Origin of the sequence: Mesorhizobium sp. NPDC059025, assembly GCF_042739655.1 — a bacterium.
In the GTDB taxonomy this organism is placed as follows: domain Bacteria; phylum Pseudomonadota; class Alphaproteobacteria; order Rhizobiales; family Rhizobiaceae; genus Mesorhizobium.
Genome location: NZ_JBHYIM010000008.1, coordinates 1 through 19,115, shown reverse-complemented (window position 1 = coordinate 19,115; position 19,115 = coordinate 1). Strand labels below are relative to the sequence as shown.

At 62.1% G+C, this 19,115-nt stretch carries 13 protein-coding genes and 1 pseudogene; 11 read left to right on the top strand and 3 right to left on the bottom strand.

What is annotated here, in order from left to right:
• Nucleotides 1–103: 103 nt before the first annotated feature.
• Entirely contained in the window at nt 104–1,183 is a 1,080-nt protein-coding gene (locus ACFWYE_RS19420; RefSeq protein WP_379113634.1) for a CobW family GTP-binding protein, read from the bottom strand.
• Between the two features lie 283 nt (nt 1,184–1,466).
• On the opposite strand from ACFWYE_RS19420, the gene ACFWYE_RS19415 reads away from it, so the two are divergent.
• On the top strand, nt 1,467–1,961 hold the full coding sequence (locus tag ACFWYE_RS19415) for a MarR family winged helix-turn-helix transcriptional regulator (protein WP_379062020.1): 495 nt from the start codon (nt 1,467–1,469) through the stop codon (nt 1,959–1,961).
• On the opposite strand, the gene ACFWYE_RS19410 is transcribed toward ACFWYE_RS19415, so the two are convergent.
• Nucleotides 1,958–2,842, bottom strand: coding sequence for an AraC family transcriptional regulator (locus ACFWYE_RS19410; protein WP_379113632.1), 885 nt, complete (start codon nt 2,840–2,842; stop codon nt 1,958–1,960). The two genes, ACFWYE_RS19415 and ACFWYE_RS19410, sit on opposite strands and share 4 nt — an antisense overlap.
• A gap of 35 nt (nt 2,843–2,877) precedes the next feature.
• Between ACFWYE_RS19410 and ACFWYE_RS19405 the strand changes: the two genes are divergently transcribed.
• The 5 genes from ACFWYE_RS19405 to ACFWYE_RS19385 all read left to right on the top strand — a co-directional run bounded on the left by ACFWYE_RS19405 (nt 2,878) and on the right by ACFWYE_RS19385 (nt 9,247).
• Nucleotides 2,878–3,285, top strand: coding sequence for a DUF2000 family protein (locus ACFWYE_RS19405; protein WP_379113631.1), 408 nt, complete (start codon nt 2,878–2,880; stop codon nt 3,283–3,285).
• 182 nt (nt 3,286–3,467) lie between these two features.
• Nucleotides 3,468–4,352, top strand: a complete 885-nt coding sequence (locus ACFWYE_RS19400) for a DMT family transporter (protein WP_379113938.1) — start codon at nt 3,468–3,470, stop codon at nt 4,350–4,352.
• 66 nt (nt 4,353–4,418) lie between these two features.
• Nucleotides 4,419–5,441 carry a LacI family DNA-binding transcriptional regulator gene (locus tag ACFWYE_RS19395; RefSeq protein WP_129410852.1) on the top strand — a complete coding sequence of 341 codons (1,023 nt, stop codon included), beginning with the start codon at nt 4,419–4,421 and terminating at the stop codon, nt 5,439–5,441.
• Nucleotides 5,442–5,712: 271 nt separating this feature from the next.
• The gene (locus ACFWYE_RS19390; protein WP_379113630.1) at nt 5,713–7,983 is read left to right on the top strand and encodes a TonB-dependent receptor; all 2,271 of its coding nucleotides are present in this window, start codon (nt 5,713–5,715) and stop codon (nt 7,981–7,983) included.
• Between the two features lie 10 nt (nt 7,984–7,993).
• Nucleotides 7,994–9,247, top strand: a complete 1,254-nt coding sequence (locus ACFWYE_RS19385) for a RhtX/FptX family siderophore transporter (protein WP_379113628.1) — start codon at nt 7,994–7,996, stop codon at nt 9,245–9,247.
• 20 nt (nt 9,248–9,267) lie between these two features.
• On the opposite strand, the gene ACFWYE_RS19380 is transcribed toward ACFWYE_RS19385, so the two are convergent.
• Complete coding sequence (locus ACFWYE_RS19380) at nt 9,268–10,458, bottom strand: MFS transporter (RefSeq protein ID WP_379113626.1); 1,191 nt, start codon at nt 10,456–10,458, stop codon at nt 9,268–9,270.
• Between the two features lie 256 nt (nt 10,459–10,714).
• Between ACFWYE_RS19380 and ACFWYE_RS19375 the strand changes: the two genes are divergently transcribed.
• The 5 genes and pseudogenes from ACFWYE_RS19375 to ACFWYE_RS19355 all read left to right on the top strand — a co-directional run.
• Nucleotides 10,715–12,325: an IucA/IucC family protein gene (locus tag ACFWYE_RS19375; RefSeq protein WP_379113625.1), complete on the top strand. Its 1,611-nt coding sequence runs from the start codon at nt 10,715–10,717 to the stop codon at nt 12,323–12,325.
• On the top strand, nt 12,322–13,395 hold the full coding sequence (locus ACFWYE_RS19370) for a GNAT family N-acetyltransferase (RefSeq protein WP_379113623.1): 1,074 nt from the start codon (nt 12,322–12,324) through the stop codon (nt 13,393–13,395). The genes ACFWYE_RS19375 and ACFWYE_RS19370 overlap by 4 nt, the downstream gene beginning before the upstream one ends.
• Complete coding sequence (locus ACFWYE_RS19365) at nt 13,392–15,215, top strand: IucA/IucC family protein (protein WP_379113621.1); 1,824 nt, start codon at nt 13,392–13,394, stop codon at nt 15,213–15,215. The genes ACFWYE_RS19370 and ACFWYE_RS19365 overlap by 4 nt, the downstream gene beginning before the upstream one ends.
• 18 nt (nt 15,216–15,233) lie before the next feature.
• Nucleotides 15,234–16,550 carry a lysine N(6)-hydroxylase/L-ornithine N(5)-oxygenase family protein gene (locus ACFWYE_RS19360; protein WP_379113619.1) on the top strand — a complete coding sequence of 439 codons (1,317 nt, stop codon included), beginning with the start codon at nt 15,234–15,236 and terminating at the stop codon, nt 16,548–16,550.
• A gap of 280 nt (nt 16,551–16,830) precedes the next feature.
• Nucleotides 16,831–19,115: pseudogene (locus tag ACFWYE_RS19355) on the top strand (hypothetical protein); the annotation flags it as partial.

Genomic DNA, 19,115 nt, shown 5'->3' with positions numbered 1-19,115 from the left:
ATTCCATGCGATAGTTCGGGCAGGCCATCAAAAAACAGCCCCTCATCAGCTGAAAGCCGGTGAGGGGCTTACTCGACCTTGCCGATCCAGGCAAGGAAAGTGCTTACGCCGCCTGGCAGGCGTCGAAACTCGACTTCAGCCGTTCGGCGTCAAGCTTGCGGCCGATGAACACCAGCCGGCTCTCGTGCTTCTCGCCATCTTTCCAGGCGCGCTGGTGATCGCCTTCGATGATCATGTGCACGCCCTGCAGCACGTAGCGGTCCGGATCGTCCTTCAGCGCAATGATGCCCTTCAGGCGCAGGATGTTCGGGCCTTCCATCTGGGTGATCTTCTCGATCCAGGGGAAGAACTTCTTCGGATCCATCTCGCCGCCGCGCAGCGACACCGACTGCACCGTCACGTCATGGATCGGCGAGGCATGGTGATGGTGATCATGATCGTGGTGATGGTGATCATGGTCGTGATGATGATGGTGGTGGTGGTCGTGATCGCAGTCAAGACCGCATTCATGGTCATGGTCGTGGTCATGTGCTTCCAGGAAATGCGGATCATTCTCCAGCGCGCGCTTGAGGTCGAAGGCGCCGCGGTCGAGCACTTCGGTCAGGGCTACGCCAGAGCGCTGGGTGCGATGGATCCGGGCTGACGGGTTGATGGCGCGAATGGTCGCCTCGACCGCGGCGAGCTCTTCGGGCGTCACCAGATCGGTCTTGTTCAGCACCACCACGTCGGCGAAGGCGATCTGGTCTTCGGCTTCCCTGGAGTCCTTCAGGCGCAACGGCAGGTGCTTGGCGTCTACCAGCGCCACCACGGCGTCGAGCTTTGTCTTGGAGCGGACGTCCTCGTCCATGAAAAAGGTCTGGGCAACCGGTGCCGGGTCGGCGAGGCCGGTGGTCTCGACCAGGATGGCGTCGAAGCGGCCCGGGCGGCGCATCAAGCCTTCCACAGTGCGGATGAGGTCGCCGCGCACCGTGCAACAGACGCAGCCATTGTTCATTTCGTAGATTTCCTCGTCGGACTCCACGATCAGGTCGTTGTCGATGCCGATCTCGCCGAATTCATTGACGATGACGGCATAACGCTTGCCATGGTTCTCGGAGAGGATGCGGTTGAGCAGCGTCGTCTTGCCGGCGCCGAGATAACCGGTCAGCACGGTTACGGGGATCTGCGTCTGTGTCTCGCTCATACTGGTGCCTCGAAGGGAAATTTCCCTCCATATAGGACGTCGTCCCGGCTTTTGCACCTGTCAAACCGCTGATCCAGACACGATGCTGTCATCGTCGGTTTGAGCATTTTGCGCTGCAATAATGCTTTGTCATCTAACTGAAATAATGATCTGTCATTAGCCACGGCGAATGTTGCGTGGCTTGCCGGCAAAGCGGTTCATTGGCCGGCCTCTTTGAACACTCATTGCCAATCCGAGCGCCACGGCTATTGTGCCGGTTTCGGCGCGGTCCAGGAGACTGACCATGGCCAAGGCTGATAAAAGTGCAACGATGAGCCGGCTGCATTCTGCGGCCAGACTGGCAAGGACTGCCCTTGCCGCCCGGCTGCTGACGCATGGCTTTTATGCCGGGCAGGACCAGATCATGCTGGCGCTCAGCCGCGAGGACGGCCAGACACCCGGTACGCTGGCCGATCGGCTTGGCGTTCGTCCGCCCACCATCACCAAGACGATCAACAGGCTGCAGGCGCAGGGCTTCCTGGAAAAGCGCGCTTCCAATGCCGATGCCCGCCAGGCGCATATCTTCCTGACCGATTCGGGCCGCGAGACCATCCACGCCATCGAGAAGTCGGTGAAGAAGACCGAGAAGCAGGCGCTGCGCGGTCTCGACAAGAAGGACCAGAAGACGCTGTTCAAGCTTCTGGCCCGCATCGAGGCGAACCTGTCGGATGAAGAGATCGTGCTCGCCGACGAGGACGAGGACGAACAGGAGATCCGTCCCGCGGTCGCGGCGGTTTAAGCGGCGGTTCTGATTTCGATAGGCCTCTCGCCACGGATAAGCGCCGACCAGCGCCCGGGTGTCATGCCGTATGCCTTCTTGAACTGACGGTTGAAATGGCTCTGGTCGCTGAAGCCGGCAGTTGCGGCGATCTCGGCCAGCGGCGTGCCGGCCGTGATCATTTTCTTGGCGTGTTCCAGCCGCCGCATCACCAAGAAGCGATGTGGGCTGGTGAAGAAGGCCGCGCGGAAATGGCGTGATAGCGCATAGCGGTCGAGACCGGTCACCGCTTCCAGCTCTTCCGATCGCACAAGATCGAGTGCGTTGTCCGTCAGATAGTCTCGTGCAAGGTTTGCGGTGCGCCAGGCTGTTTTGCCCAGCGGTTTGGCCGGACGATCCGCATGTTGTTGCATGAAACCCGCAAGCTGGGCGATGAAGTCGTCGACGAACAGTTCGTCCAGTTCCCGATCGAGGTCACCGAGTGCGCTGGCGAGCGTGGTACGAAAACCCGCGTCGTCGATGATGCCTTCCGGCACAAAAGGAAGCGGCACGCCGCCCATGGCTGCGGCAAGCAGTGACGGCTCCACGTAGAGCATGCGGTAGCGCAGGCCGGTTTCCGTGCCGGCACCGCCATCATGAACTTCGTCCGGATGCAATACGATCAGCTGGCCGGGCAGGCTGTGCCGCACCGCGCCGCGATAATGAAAGCTCTGAACACCGGAAAGCGTGACGCCGATCGCATAGGTGTCGTGGCGATGCGGGTCGAAAACCGGACCATGGAACCAGGCCTCGATGCGCTCCATGCCCGTGGCGCCTGGTGCCTGCACGATGCGGTCACCGCCGTCGTTTGCGCACAAACGTCCAAGACCCTGGAAGGCCTCGGCAACTAGATCGGTGGGCATCATCTCATTCATCGTGCTCAATATAGGAAGCTGCCATGTTCGATACGAAATTCACAGTCGTGCTGAGGGAAGATCTCGCCGTCTGGCAGAAACTCAACGTTACCGCATTCCTGAGCACCGGGGTCGCCGCCCAGTTCCCGGACATGATCGGCGAGCCCTATCGCGATCGCACCGGCAATCTTTACAACGCACTGTCCATACAGCCGGTCATCGTCCTGTCGGCGGACCAGGCGACCCTGTCAACGATCCATCGCCGCTCATTGGAGCGGGACGTCAAGGTGTCGCTTTATGTCGAGGAGATGTTCTCGACCGGCTTCGATGCGCTCAACCGCGAGACCTTCGCCAGGTTCGCGCCGGACGATGCCAGGGTTGTCGGCATTGCCTTGAGGGCGGACAAGAAGGTCGTCGACAAGATCACCAAAGGCGCGCGCATGCACGCGTGATCGACCAAATCACATGTGGCGGTCTCCGGGGCGCAAAATTCCGCGGCGAATGACATCTTTTGTGTTGCTGCTGCACGCCTCTTCCCGCACAAGCGGGCAAGATCATTTTCATGACGCCTGCCACCGTGAACCAGCCAGACAGACAGGATGAGAGCGCGACGCCGCCGGCGGCGATCGCCTACATGCTGTCCGTCTATGTTGTTTTTTCTTTCCTCGACACGTCGATCAAATATCTGGTGCTCGCAGGCCTTGCGCCGCTGTTCATCGCCTGGGTCCGTTTCAGTGTCCATGTCGTGCTGGTGATGGGTCTGTTTCGGGCTTGGCGGGGTGTCGGCCGCTTTCGGCCCGTCAATCTCAAGGCGCATATCCTGCGCGGCATGCTGCTGGCGGGTTCCACGCTCTGCAACATCGTCGCGCTGCGCACGCTGCAACTGGCCGAGACGACGTCGATCTATTTCTTCGGTCCCATGGTGATCACGGCACTTGCCGGTCCGCTGCTTGGCGAATGGGCCGGGTGGCGGCGCTGGCTGGCGATCCTGGCTGGTTTCATCGGCGTGCTGGTGATCACCCGACCGGGTGTCGGCGTGTTCGGCGTCGGCCATCTGTTCGCCCTCGGATCGATGCTCTCCAACTCGCTTTACGTGATCATGACGCGGCGCATGGCTTCGACCGAGACGCCGGAAAGCCTGATCTTCTATTCGGCGCTGGCGCCAGCCGTTATCCTTTCACCGACGCTGTTCTTTTCCGCCACCCTGCCGGCGGATGCCTGGCATTGGACGATCCTGCTCCTGCTCGGTGTCTTTGGCGGCTGCGGTCACTGGTTGCTGATCCGCGCCTACAAGTTGGCGACCGCGACGGCGCTGGCGCCATATCCGTATTCACAGATGATCTGGATGATCGGTTTCGGCTACTTCATCTTTGGCCAGTTTCCCGACGGCTGGACACTTGCGGGTGCTGCCATCATCGTTGCCAGCGGGCTCTATATCCTGCATCGCGAACACCGGCTGCGTGTCCGCCACAAGGCCGCTCTGGACGCCGAAACCGGCGAGCTGGCAAAAAAGCTTTGATTTGCCGTCGTTCGATGGCATAAGCCGCTTTTAAACAGTTTAAATCGCGAGCGGGAGCCTAGGGCGCTGGCACAGAAGATCAAGCTTTCGACCATTGCCGATGCGCTCGGCGTCTCCACGGCCACTGTTTCCCTGGCGCTGCGCGACAGCCCGCTGGTGGCGGGCTCGACCCGTGAGAAGATCAAGGAACACGCCCGCGAGATCGGCTATATCTACAACCGTCGTGCCGCGTCGCTGCGCACTTCGCGCTCCGGCATCGTCGGCGTTGTCGTGCATGACATCATGAACCCTTTCTATGCCGAGATCCTGCGCTCCATCGAACACGAGCTGGATCGCAGCCGGCAGACCTTCCTGCTTTCCAATCACTACGACCAGCTCGACAAGCAGCGCACCTTCATCGACACGCTGCTGCAGCTCGGCGCCGATGGCGTGATCATGTCGCCAGCCATCGACACACCGGCTTCCGACATCATCATGGCGGAAGAAAACGGCTTGCCGGCGGTGTTGATCGCACGTGATGTCGACGGCGCGCATGTCCCCGTGTTCCGCGGCGACGATGCCTATGGCACCGCGCTTGCCACCAATCACCTGATCTCGCTCGGCCACAAGCGTATCGCCATGGTCGGCGGCACCGACCAGACCTCCACGGGCCGCGACCGCTATCAGGGCTATGTCAATGCCATGGAGGCGGCGGGTCTTGAAGTGATGCCGTCCTGGCGTGTCCCGGGACCGCGCACCAAGCAGGGCGGCTTCGAGGCCGCGGCGCAGTTCCTGGCATTGAAGGACAAGCCGACCGCCGCCTGTTGCTGGAACGATCTCGTTGCCATCGGCCTGATGAACGGCATTGCCCGTGCCGGCCTTGTGCCAGGCGTCGATATTTCGGTGACGGGCTACGACGATCTCGAGGAAGCACAGATCGCCACGCCGGCGCTGACCACCGTCTGGAATGGTCAGCGCGAAGTCGGCCGCCGAGCCGCGAGCGCGTTGCTGGACAAGCTGAACGGCCAGACCGTGCGTCCCTCGCAGGAACTCATCAAGCCCGAGCTGCATGTTCGCCAGTCGACCGGACGGCCGGTGGAACGTCGCTGAGCCGCCCGAGACATAGCCTGATCCAACTCTCTTTCTGACGTGCTCCCGAGCCCGGGAGTGCGTTGGCGTGTGCTGCTGCCGTATCGCGGCTGTCTCCATCGACACGATGCCAGCCCTTGCTGTGTGCCCTCGATGCCGCACTGCAGCATCTCATCGCGAAAACTTGACTATTTTTGTAGCCTTCAAACTTGACTCGTTTTGTTAAGTTATTTAGGCGCGCTTCAGAGGAGCCGCGAGAGGGCGTTGCTGGCTCCGCAATCTGGGGGTGTAAATGCACAAGCTTGTCGTCGTGTCGTTGCTGTCTTTCTCGATCCTGGCCGGGCCGGCCCTTGCGCAAAATGCGCAGAAACCGGCAACGGCGCAGGATGCGCAAAAACCGGCGTCCAACACGACGATGCTAGACAAGATCATCATCACCGGGCGCGACGACCGCTCGATCTCGAGCGTTGCACAGTCGGTGCAGGTGATCGACCAGAATGCCATCGGAACGGCGGTGGGGCAGGGGGAGAATGCCTCCGACCTGATCGCGCGCGTGGTACCTGGTTACGCACCGCGCAACGAAACGATCTCGGGTGCTTCGGAAACGTTCCGCGGCCGCAGCGTGCTGATCATGGTCGATGGCGTGCCGCGCAACACGCCGCTGCGCGATGTCTCGCGCATCCTTGCCACCATCGACCTGGACACGGTCGAGCGTGTGGAAATCATCAACGGCGCCTCCAGCCTTTATGGCGCCGGCGCGACCGGCGGCACCATCAACTTCATCACCAAGCGCGGCACCAGCGATACGCCGAAAGTCACGGTGCGCACCGGTGTCACCGCCTTCACCGAGAATTTCGGCAAGTCGGCAGCACCCAGCGGCAATGTCCAGGTCGAGGGCCGTAGCGGCGAATTCGATTATTTTGCATCCGCATCGGGCAATTTCAGCCGTCGCACCTATGACGGCCACGGCAACGAGATGGCCTCCGACGCCATGCTGGGGCAGGGCGGTGGCGATCGCACCGGCTGGGGTGATCTCTCCGGCGTGGTCGGCTACGAGAACGGTTCCAAGCGCATCGAACTCAGCGCCGACTGGACCTATGCGCGGCAGAAGGCCGACTGGTTCACGGATTATCTGAGCAACCCGGTCAAGCCGAACTTCTCCGACGCCTACACCGGCGAGCCGCTCATCGAGGATTCCAAATATCTCGCCGCCAAGTTCACCGACAGCGATTTCCTGTTCGGCAAGCTCGAAGTGAAGGCGTTCTACAACGACATCTTCAAACAGTCGCCTTTCACCAAATTCTCCCGGGTCAACTCGCAGGTCTACCTTCCGACCAATCCGGCGCGGCCGACCCTCTTGCCGATCAACCGCGACCCGACCGCTTCCTTCAACCAGACGGCCTTGGCCGTGCAGCGTTCGGGCCTAAACGTCACCGTCAACACGCCCGTCGATTTCATCACCCAAGGCAGCACGCTGACCTGGGGCTTCGACTTCACGCATGATCAGACCGGCCAGACGCTCCTGAACGGCCAGGATGCCATTGCGCCGTCGTCGCAGAATTCCGTCGCTGCCTTCGCGCAGGCAGAAGTCCCGGTCACCGACCGTTTCCGCCTGCAGGGCGGCGTCCGTTTCGACCAGTTCTATCTCGATGTCGATAATTTCAAGCGACCGGCGGCCGCGGTTCTGGTCGGATCGAACCTGGTCGGGCTGCCGGCGATCGACGTTATCGGCGGATCGTTCGACTACAACGCCGCCACGTTCAATGCTGGTGCGGTCTTCGACATCACCCAGGAACTGCAGGCCTTCGGCAACTTCTCGCAGGGCTTCAGTCTCACCGATATCGGCGGTTTCACCCGCCGTGCCGGTCTCAACACCAATGCAGAGACCTGTGATGCCTACGGCACCAGCATCCGGCCACTTCTGCCCTGCACGAATGCGCCGGACTATCGCGTCAGCTATGCCGACATCGCGCCGGAGCCGCAGGTAGTCAACACTTGGGAAGGTGGTCTTCGCGGCGACTGGGGCAATGTGAGGGGGGGCGCCAGCGCTTACCTGTCGACCTCCGACAATGGCGTCAACTACGACATCGCCGCCAACCGCGTCTCGCAGCAGAAGGAACGCATCTGGGGTTTCGAGGCCACCGCCGAATACGACGTCAACGAGATGTTCACGCTGGGCGGATCGGTCGGCTACGTGGAAGGCAAGTACGACGCGAACAGGGACGGCAAGATCGGCTCGGACGAATATCTGCCGAACAACCGCATCCCCACCACCTACAAGGGGCTGGCCTATGTCGTCACGCATTTCGACAACAACCTGACGCTGCGCACCGAACTGGAGATGTTCTCCGGCCGCGATCGCATCGCGAGCCAGCAGCTGGACGGTGCGGTTCTGGCCAATATCGGCGTGACCAAGAAATTCGCCGGCGGTCAGGAACTCAACTTCGCCGTGCGCAACATCTTCGACACCTACTACGTCAACCCGACCGCTTCCGCGACGCGGGGTGCCGATGTGCCGGGTCTTGGCCGCACGATTGCGGCGTCCTTCAAGGTCACCTTCTAGGAGCGGCGGCATGAGCGCGGCGGAATTCCCAAAAGTCCAGGAAAACCGCTCGCGGCTCAGGCTTTTCGCCGTGCTCGGCGGCCTCTATCTGGCGCAAGGCATCCCGACCTACCTGTTCGCGGCGGCGATTCCGCCGATCCTGCGCGAGCAGGGCGTGTCACGCACGGCCATCGGCATGCTCTCGCTTCTGATGCTGCCGCTGGTGCTCAAGTTCCTGTGGGCGCCGCTGATTGACCGCTATCGTCCCTTCGCACGCGCGCATCGTGCCAGCTGGGTCATCATCACCCAGCTCGGCATCATCGCGGCGCTGTTCGGCATGCTTGCCGTCGAGCCGACAGACGTCTGGGCGATCTTTGCGGTCGGCTTTTTCGTTGCCATGCTGCTGTCGACGCAGGATATCGCCACCGACGGCTATGCCGCGAAATATCTCGATCCTGCCGACCGGCCGATCGGCAATGCCATCCAGGGCGGTTCGGTGGCGCTCGGCGTCGTCATTGGCGGGACGCTGGGGCTCATCCTCTATCATCGCTATGGCTGGGACGTCACGATCGTCACGATCGCCGTGCTGTCGTTCATTCCCCTGGTCGCCGCGCTTGCCATGCGCGAGACCGACCCGGCCGCGGACAAGCAGGCAGTCCTGACCAGACCCTCCATCCGCAACTTCCTGGCGAGGCCAGAAGCGCGGCGGATCCTATGGATCGCACTGGTCTACCGTGCGAGTGAAGGCCTGGTGAAGTCGATGGAAGGCGCCTATCTCGTCGATGCCGGTGTCCCGCTCGACTGGATCGGCTATCTCTCCGGGGGTGCTGCCGTCACCGTTGGCCTCGGCGGTTCCTTCGTCGCGGCGCTCCTCCTGCGCAAATATGGCTCGGCTTCCGTCCTGGCGCTGCTCGGCGGCCTGCGCACCATCTGCTTTGCCATCTTCATGCTGCATGCCTTCGCGCTGTTCTCGGGCGCGGCGCCGATCTTCGGCGCGTCGTTCCTGCAGACGATGGTGCGCTACATGGAGATCGTCGCGCTCTACAGCCTGTTCATGTCGGTGACCTCGTCGCAACAGCCGGGCACCGATTTCACCATCCTCTCCTGTGCCCAGCTCATCGTCTACCTCGTCGGCTCGATGGTTGCCGGGCGCCTCGCAGACATGATGGGCTACGGCCCGCTCTTCGCACTGGCGACGGCAATCTCCGGCATCGCCGTGATCATGACCTACGGCATGCTGCGCAGCGCCGCGGCGGCTGAGCGCCCGGCGGAGGCCATCTCATGATCGCGCGCGGGTCGATGGCTTCAACGCTGCATGCCGCCACGCCTGTCGAGCGTAGCGGCGATCGCGGCGGCGGCGAGCGCCAGGCCCGCGCAACCCAGAAGTGGCAGCTCTGGCGCCAGTTGAAAGACGAAACCGCCCATCAGGGCGCCTGCCGTCTGGCCGATGATGTGGGCACTCGACAGCCAGCCGGCCGCGGCGCCTTGTTCATGGATGGCCACGCGCCGTGCAAGCCAGGCCGTGTAAGCCGGCGTCGCCAGCGCCGTGCCGAAACCCGTGGCCACCAGCGCCAGGGCACCGACGCCAGAATCGTTAGCGATCGCAAGGCCGGCCATTCCGGCCACGATCAGACCGGTTCCGGCAAGGATGCCGCTGCGCTCGCTCCAGCGCAGCCTGGGCAGCACAAGCGTCTGCACCGCGATCATGCTGACGGCCACCAGCGCGAGCGCAGCGCCGGTCGCGGCCGTCGCCTGGCCGGCGTCGAGGCGGAGCTTCGACTGCAGCAACGGCCCGAGAATGATCTGCACCTGTCCAAAACCGGCGGTCATACATATGCCGATGAACAGGAAGGGCAGGACGCGCTTGTCGAATGGCGAGAGCCTGGGGGTGCTGATGCGTGCGCCGGCTTCGACCTTCACCGCGCCCCTGGGCGTCAGCCACAGCATCACGGGCGCCAGCATGAACAGGGCGACGGTAAGCGGCGCTGCGATTGCCGCGGCGGCTCCAGCCAGGGAACCCGAGAGTCGGCCGAGATTGAGGCCGGCGCTCAAGAGCCCGAAGGCTGCCTGCCGTCGACCGGCTTCGACCGCGCCTGCAAGCCATGCCTGGGCGGCAGGCATGACGCCGGCGGCAGCAAAGCCATAGATCAGGCGCGAGAGGATCAGGCCGGCTATTGCGATGGCGTAGGCAGTTGGTCCGGCCGACAGCTGGATCACCAGCAGTGCCTGTGCAGCCAGCATCGCCAGCCCGAGCAGGCGGATCATGCGGCCGTGGCCGATGCGACCAGCCGCACCGCCCCACAGTGGCGCGCCGATCAGGAAAGCGAGTGTGCCTGCAGCCACGGCCAGGCCAAGGTCGAAGGTCGTCAACCCGAGCCGAGCCATCACCAGTGGCACCAGCACGATAAAGGCCGATTGGCCGAAGCCGATCGACATGACGCCGAGTGCGAGGCGCCGCGCGAGTTTTGTTTCTTCGAGAGGAGAAATGGAGATCATCGCAGGTGGAGGAAAAATTCTTCAGAAGACATCTGTGTTCAATTTCACAATAAATATGCAAATGCAACTGTCTAGGGTTAAAACAATGGATGCTGTTACTTATGTAGACGACAGAAGTAATACTGCTCCATCTGTCGATAGATTATTGAATGCTCTTGTTCGGGAGTGGGGCGGATGCCGTTTCGATCGCGCTGAACGCTTTGGCATCCCACAAGAAGGCAAAGACGTTCTTGTCCTTGATTTGCCAGCAACAGGCGTGGTTGTCGTCGCGCCGCTGCGTCATCGGTCACGTGTCGGCTATCACGGTTTCGAAGGCCGGATGTGGCTTCTGGCCGACGGCGCGACCATCGAGATCGAACTCTTCGATGTCCTTGCCATGCTGTTGCGTGAGCAGGATATTCGTGGCCGTTCCAGTGGTGGCAGCAGGCTGAACTTGCAGAGGCGAGCGGCCGCCAGTGTCGCAGCGATCGCGCAAACCGTCGCGGCCCGGGGGACTGCACGACCGTTTGCCGACGGTGTGCCGGACTTCATCGAGGCGGAAAGCGCGTTGCGCTTCGGTCACGCCGTCCACCCGACGCCGATGAGCCGCGATGAGTTTTCCGAGGAAGACTCGCGCCGCTTCGGCCACGAATATGGTGGCGCTTTCCAGTTGCGCTGGTGGGCCGTGCACCCGGACGTCTTGGCCTGTGGCAGTGTCGAACCACACGATGTCGCCGAAATGGTGCCGGGGCTCGTCGGCGATGACCTTGCATCGCTTCTGGAGAAGGCCGAAGCCTCGCGGCTTTTCCCCATGCACCCCTGGCAGGCCTCGCGGCTGATGCTGGTGCCGGCCGTGCAGGGTCTCTTTGCAGTCGGCCTCGTGCGAGATCTTGGCCTCGCCGGACCCTCATGGCGTGCGACGACGTCGCTGCGCACCATCCATTCCGCGGACAGCGCCTGGATGCTGAAATTCTCGCTCGACCTCAAGCTGACCAATTCGCGGCGGGTCATCGAACGGCACGAATGCGACCGTGGGCTTTCGGTGCACAGCCTGGTCAAGGGTACGTTGGGCGACAAGCTCAGGGATGCCTGCCCGACGCTGACCGTGCTCGGCGAGCCGGCATGGATGGCTTTGCGCGACGGGCCTGACGGCGCGGTGCTCACCAGCACCATCGTCTCCTTCCGCGAGAACCCGTTCCGGCGCGACAACGCGCCCAAGGCAGCCGTATTGGGCGCGCTGTGCGAGCGTCACCCGGGGCAGGCGGAGAGCCATCTTTCCGATCTCGTCCGGCTTGTTGCGAAGCAGGAGGGTCTGGAGCCATCCGTTGTTGCGGAATGCTGGTTCGAACGGTTCCTCGATACCGCGATCGAACCTTTCTTCCTTGCCTTCTCGGAATTCGGGCTGCTGTTTGGTGCACATCAACAGAACCTCGTCGTCGGGTTGAATGATGGCTGGCCCAGCCATCTCTATTTCCGCGACTGCCAGGGCACCGGCTATGTCCGGGAATTCCTGCCGATGCTGCGTGAGCACCTGCCTTCCGCCGGCGGCAAGGGCGATCATGTCTTCGATGCGGAGGCCGCTGCCCGCCTGTTCGGCTACTACCTCGTCATCAACGGGGTCTTTGCCGTCATTTCGGCGCTCGCCGATGCCGGATTGTCCAGCGAAGAAGCGCTGCTGGCCCGCTTCCGCCTGCTGCTGGAAAGGCTCGCCGCGCGGGCACCCGGCAGCCCGGCCTGCATCGACTACCTGCTCAATTCGCCCACGCTCGGCAGCAAGGGCAATTTCCTGTTTTCGTTGAAGAACACCAACGAGAACACCGAGGTGACCGATCCGCTCGCCGGCTACGTTCCGATGTCAAACCCGCTTTTCACGAGGAAGCCCGCATGAACATCCAGCTGAGAGAAAACCCCGACCGAACTGATGGCATTCTTGCCCTCAGCAAGCATTTTCTGGCTTCGGACGACGGCGCGTTCGAGGTCCGCTATGACGGCAGCAAACTGACGCTGGTGTCTCCAGCCGGTGTCCGGATCGCGCAGGCGGCACTGATCCGGCACCAGGCCGAACTGCTGCTCGAAGACGTTGTCTTCGAGGCTGGCAGGCAGGACCAGCCGCAAATGCTTGCGGCGCTTGCCGACGCGGTCTTCAGCCGTTTTCCCGACGCCGGGCAGATCCTGTTGCCGGCTGTCGAGGAGACCTGGCCGGTGATCGCGCTGGCGACGGCACGCACCGCGGAGCCTGTGGCGGGCAGGTCGCGCACGGTGCTAAGGCGTTCTGTGTTGCAGCAGTTGCCTCTGCTCTGGCGCAAGCAGGCGTCGCACCTGACCTATCCTGCGATCGAGACATCGATCGGCCCGGCCGATCGGCTGCCGCCGCTGCGTTCACCTCGCCCCAATGGCGTCATGTATGAACGGTGGCTGCCCGATCTTGATCTAACCCTGTCGTTCCGGCCGATCGATCGGCGCACGGATCTCGATCTTTTCCATGCATGGATGAATGACGGCCGCGTCTCCTTCTTCTGGGAGTTGGCGCAGAGCCGGGAGGAACTGGACGGCTATCTCGCCGCCCAGGAACAGGATCCGCATATCTTCGGTGTCATCGCCAGCCTGGATGGCGAGCCGAGCGGCTACCTTGAATTCTACTGGGGCAAGGAAGATCGCCTCGGACCTTACTATGAGCCGACCGATTACGACCGCGGCTGGCATGGTCTGATCGGCAACAAGCGGCATCTCGGCAGGCCGAAGACGCTGGCGCTGTTCCGTTCGGTGACACATTACCTGTTTCTCGACGATCCGCGCACGCAGCGCATCGTTGGTGAGCCGCGCGCATCGAACCATAAGATGCTGAGCTATTGCGCCGATGCTGCTTACGACAAGGTCAAGGAATTCGACTTCCCGCACAAGCGTGCGATGTTCGTCTGCTGCCAGCGCGAGCGCTTCTTCAGCGAGGTGCCGCTGTGAGTGCGTACAGTACACCACTCGGTCCCTTGCCCAAGGGACGAGCCGTCACCGGCGAGCTCTGGCGCCGCGCCAACCAGGCCATTCTGGCGCGCGCCATTTCGGAACTGATCTATGAGGAGGTGCTGCCAGTCCGGCCGCTGAACGCGGCTGGCCGATATTGGGAAGTGCCGCTCGGCGATGACGTTGCCTACCGCTTCGAAGCCGAGCGCCGCATCTGGGGTCAGTTGTCGATCGACCCGGAAACGCTCACGCGTGTCACGGCTGTCGATAGTCAGTCGGCAGACGACGCCGTGGCGTTCTTCGTCGATGCGCGTGCCACGCTCGAAATCTCCGCACCCACGCTGAGCACCTACGCCAAGGAACTCTACAGCACGTTGATGGCGGATGTTCGCATCCTTGCGGAGCGTCAGGCATTCACCGCCTTCGACCTCGCCAGGCTGCCGGATCTCGATCTGCAGCGCCTGCTCGACGGCCATCCGAAGGCGCCGGCGAACAAGGGGCGCATCGGCTGGGGGCTCGAGGCTTTCGAGGCCTATTCGCCGGAGTTCGTATCCGAGTTCCAGCTGTTCTGGATTGCTGCCCAACGGACGCATCTGCGTTTTTCGACCGATCCCGACGTGACCGAAGCCACTTTGCTTGAGGCTGCTCTAAACCAGACGGAACGAGCGCGCCTGGAGGCTGCTCGCGATGCTGCGGGCGCGTCTGCCGAAACGCATCTGTTGATGCCTGTCCATCCCTGGCAGTGGCAGGCCATGCTTGCTGCAAACTATGGCGGCGAGATCGCTGCTGGACGCATCGTGCCGCTCGGCCGGTTCGGCGACTATTTTGCCGCCCAGCAATCCTTGCGCACTCTGGCCAACGTCTCGCGGCCCGAGGCGCTGCATGTGAAGCTGCCGCTCACCGTGCTCAACACCTCGGCATGGCGTGGCGTGCCCGGAAAATACATGGATATCGGCCCGCTTCTGTCCCGTTGGCTGGCCGATGTGGCAGCCGCTGATCCGGTGCTGAAGCCGGCTCGCGTGCTTGGCGAAGTGGCGGGTGCCTTCTATCCGCATCCTCAATTCGAGCGCATCGAAGCCGCACCCTACCAGCACCTGGAAATGTTGGGTGCTATCTGGCGCGAGAGCCCGCTCCAGAATCTGCCGAAGGGCAAGCGGCCGATGATGATGGGCGCCCTCACGCAAACCGATGCGCAAGGCCGTCCCGTGATCAGCGCTCTGATCGAGCTCTCGGGTCTCGGCCACGAGGTCTGGCTGCAGCGTCTGTTCTCCGCCGTCTTCGTGCCGCTCTATCACTTCCTGTGCCGTTACGGTGTCGGCTTCATCGCCCACGGCCAGAACATCACCATCATCTTTGAGGGTGACGTACCGGTCGGCGTTGCGGTCAAGGATTTCCAGGGCGATCTCGACCTGATCGATGCCGATTTCCCCGAACTCGCCTCGCTCGACCCGGCGGTTCGCGCCACGTTGAAACGACGCCCGCCGGCGCATCTGCTGCAGCATCTGCAGACCGGCCACATCGCCAGCGTGCTGCGCTTCGTCTCGGCTGCACTGGCCGATTTCGACGGACTGGACGAGGCAGTCTTCTACCGTGTGCTCGCCGACTGCGTCGTCTCCTATCAGGCGCGGCATCCCGAACTTGCGGAGCGTTTCCGCCTGTTCGATCTGCTCCAGCCAAAAATGCCGCGCATCGCCATCAACAAGGTGCGTTTTGCCATCGGCTATGGCGATGCCGGCGAGCGCCCGGTTCCCGCGCTCGGCACTGAGCTCGACAATCCATTGTACCTCGGCCTGACCATCGGCCGGGGAAAAGCGGCCTGAACAACAACGGAGCTGTCCATGACATCCCCAGTCCTCGACCTCGCAGGGATCGGCATCGGTCCCTTCCATCTGAGCCTCGCTGCGCACCTCGACGCGATCCCTTCCGCCGATGTGTGTTTCTTCGACGACAAACCGGCCTTCGACTGGCATCCAGGCATGATGCTGGAAGGCGTGGAACTGCAGACCTCCTTCATGAAGGATCTGGTAACGGCCACGCTGCCGACCAGCCCCTGGAGTTTCGCCAGCTATCTGGTTTCGCAGAAGCGGTTCTATGAATTCCTCAACGCCGATTTCGGTGCGATTCCACGGCGTGAGTTCGCTCGCTATCTGTCCTGGGTCGCGGCCGGGCTCGACAATCTCCGCTTCGGACGGTCCGTGCGCGAGGTCCGCTTCGACGAAGGAACTTTCCATGTTCGCTTCGACAATGAAACACGCCTGGCGCGCAACCTCTCTCTCGGCGTTGGGTTGAAGCCGAACATTCCAAACTGGGCGCAGGCGGCTCTGGGCAAGACCTGCTTCCACACCAGCCAGGCAGCTTACCAGCTGGGTGGTTTGGACGGACGGCGGATCGTCGTCATCGGTGGTGGCCAGAGCGGCGCCGAGATCATGCAGCATCTGCTATCGCAGCCGGCGGCGGCGGATCAGTCGATCGCCTGGATCAGCCGCCGCCAGAATTTCCAGACGCTGGATGATTCTGCCTTCACCGACGAATTCTTCACCCCGCAATATGTCGAACGGTTCCATGCGCTGCCGCGCTCGCGCAAGCTGCCGACTGTGGCACAGCAGAAACTGGCAGGCGACGGCATTTCGGCCTCGACGCTGCGCGCGATCTACCAGAAGAGCTACGCGCTGCGTCACCTTTCCGCCAAGGAGCATGACCTTGCTTTCCTGCCGCATCGCGAGGTTCTCGCCCTGCGCCACGAGGGTGGCGAGTTCCGCCTCGTCATGCGCAACGGGTTCGACGGCAAAGTCGAGATGGTGAGTGCGGACGCCGTCGTGCTCGCCACCGGTTATATCTTCACGGTGCCCGAGTTCATGGCGCCGCTCGGCGAGCGGCTCGATCTCGATGAGCGCGGCCTTTACCAACTGCGTGAGGATTTTTCCGTGGAATGGGACGGGCCCGAGGCCGCGCGCATCTTTGCGCTCAATGCCGGTCGTCACAGCCACGGGATTGCCGAACCGCAGCTCAGTCTGATGGCATGGCGCAGCGCCGTCATCGTCAACGCCTTGCTGGAGCGCGAGCATTTCGATCTCGCCCTTCGGCCATCGGCGGTGAAATGGGTGAGCGATTCTGCGGATGTACTATCCCAGAGGGCACAAGGCTCCGCTCTGTAGAAGGCAGCAACCCTGAGGGTGGTTGCCGTGATAGGCGGTATCGAGGGATTGAACAAGCGCTTGCCTCGCAAGCGCTTGTTTTGTTTTGATTTTATTGATGCGCCGCCAAGGCGGAAAGGTGCACGCCTTCCGCTAGTGCATGTGTGCTAATGGTCGCCGTACTCCTCAAAAGGCTAGATCGCGTCGTTGCGGTTTAAGCGTGGTCGTCGGGCGGGCGGGCTTTGACGGTCACGCTTCATTGTTCGGCGACGAACGCTTTGCACTTAATGAGGGACGTGTCTTGATCGGAAATACGATCGGAAAATCAGGCGCAGCGCGCTGGACGAAAATTCTCCTGGCTTCCACGATTCTGGGCGGCGGTGGTGCAAACATCGCGCCTGCGATTGCGCTGTCTGCGGCTGTGTCGCTGGGCGGGGTCAGCCAGGCTTTCTCAGCCACGCCGCCGGACAGAGATGATCTGCTGCTGGATGGTGCTGGCGAAAGCGACACTTGGTCGAGCGATCACACCCTGCTCCACGATTTTCTCGTTGGTCTCAATCTGAAGGGTGCGGTCCTAACAATCAACAGCGGTGCCAAAGTCACTGTTGGCGACAACATGATCATCGCAGGTGTTGCGGGAGCTCAAGGCACCGTAGTCGTGACGGGCGCGGGCTCGGAATTGAACGTTCTGCGCACGGGGAACGGAGACAAGTCACTCAATGTCGGCGGTGGCGGTGACGGCTATGCGGCGGTCCCGATCACAGGCGGCGATGGCACCTTGCGCATCGAAAATGGCGGCAAGGCGGATGCCAAGTATACCTATGTCGGCACTGGGCAGCAGGCCAAGGGAACATTGATAGTCACGGGTCAGGGTTCGTTGCTGACCACGGACGAACTTCGTCTCAACACGGGCCTGGATGCCCCCGGGAGCAGCACCATCACGATTGAGAACGGTGGCTCCATCGCCACCAACTATGCTGAGACGGGCGGCGTATTTGCCGATACACCCGATGCCAAGGTGGTGGTGACGGGTGATGGCTCGAAATGGGTCAACGCCGGTAACTTCAAGATTGGCGGAGACATGACCGTCGAAAACGGTGGTTTTGTCCAGACGTCCATTGCCGAGATTGGAAATCTCTCCGGGTTCGGCAGCTCATCCCTCGACGAAAACACAGTCTATCTCACCGGCGACAAGTCGTCGTTCAATGTCACCGACACGTTGACCATCAAAAAAGGCAATCTGTCGATAGCCAATGGCGCCAAGCTGAATGTCGCCAACAGCATCGATCTGCGTGGCGAAGGCGGCTACCTGACCATCGGCGGTAAGATCGACATGTCGGATGTCTTCGATGAGCCGAAGGCGCTCGCCGCCGAGGCGGCTGGCAGCATCAACAAGGAAGCCGTCATCACCTTCGGGTCGACGAAGAACGAGGGTCACCTCAACTTCAACCATACGGGTACTGGCAGCGCCGCTTATACGCTTGAGAATGCGCTGGTCGGTGATGGCATCATCACGGCATTGGCCGGCGAGACCGTCCTGTCGGGTGACCTGACGAAGTTCTATTCCACCGCCGGCAGGCTGGGTGGCGGTGTTGTCATCGATGGCGATAGCGCCAAACTGGTCTTGAAGGGGGACCTGGGCACAGCGGCGTCCGATCCGCATCCGATCAGTCCAACCCGGACGAGCTTCAGGGTGAACAACGGTTCACTGGTTCTCGGCGGCGCGACCGGCCAGCTTGTCGCGAACAACAGCTACTACTCCAGTGTGGTTGATGTGAACGCCAAGGGCTGGCTTGAAGGCTGGGGCACCATCGGCTCGACGGATGTCAACGGGGGGGTGATCGCGCCTGGAACATCCGATAACCGCATCGGCACCATTACCGTCAAGGGCAACCTGACATTCTATGCCAATTCGAACTACAACGTCGACATTGCAGGCAATGGCATGAGCGACAAGATCGTGGTCGAATCGGTGAACCAGAACGGCATCGCCGACATCAAGAACAACGTCAACGTCAACGTGACGGCGTTGGAAGCCGCAGCGAACTACCAGACCGGACAGACCTACACGATCCTGACGGCGGCGGGTGGTATCACCGGCCAATTCGCGCAAGCGGTTTCGCAGTCGGCCTTCCTGGATGTGTCGCTGGATCAGCAGGCCAATCAGGTCGACCTGAAGATCAAGGTGAAGCAGGATCCCACCGAGCCTGGTGGACCTGGAGGAGAGCCTGGTGGGCCTGGAGGAGAGCCTGGTGGACCTGGAGGAGAGCCTGGTGGACCTGGAGGAGAGCCTGGTGGACAGAATCCTGGCGGTCAGCCCTCGCGTCCCGGTCCGAATGTCAGCGGTCCGTTCGATGACGTGACCGAGACGCGCAACCAGTACGAGACGGCGGTGGCCCTAAACTCGCTGCCGCAGGACGGTGGCGCCGGCCACGCGCTCTACAATGCGCTGTTGCCACTCAATGCCGCCGACGGTCGCGCCGCTTTCGAACAGCTGTCTGGTGAGGTGCATGCCTCCGGTACGACCGCGCTGATCAATTCGTCGCAATATGTGCGCAACGCAGCCAACGATCGTGTCCGTGCCGC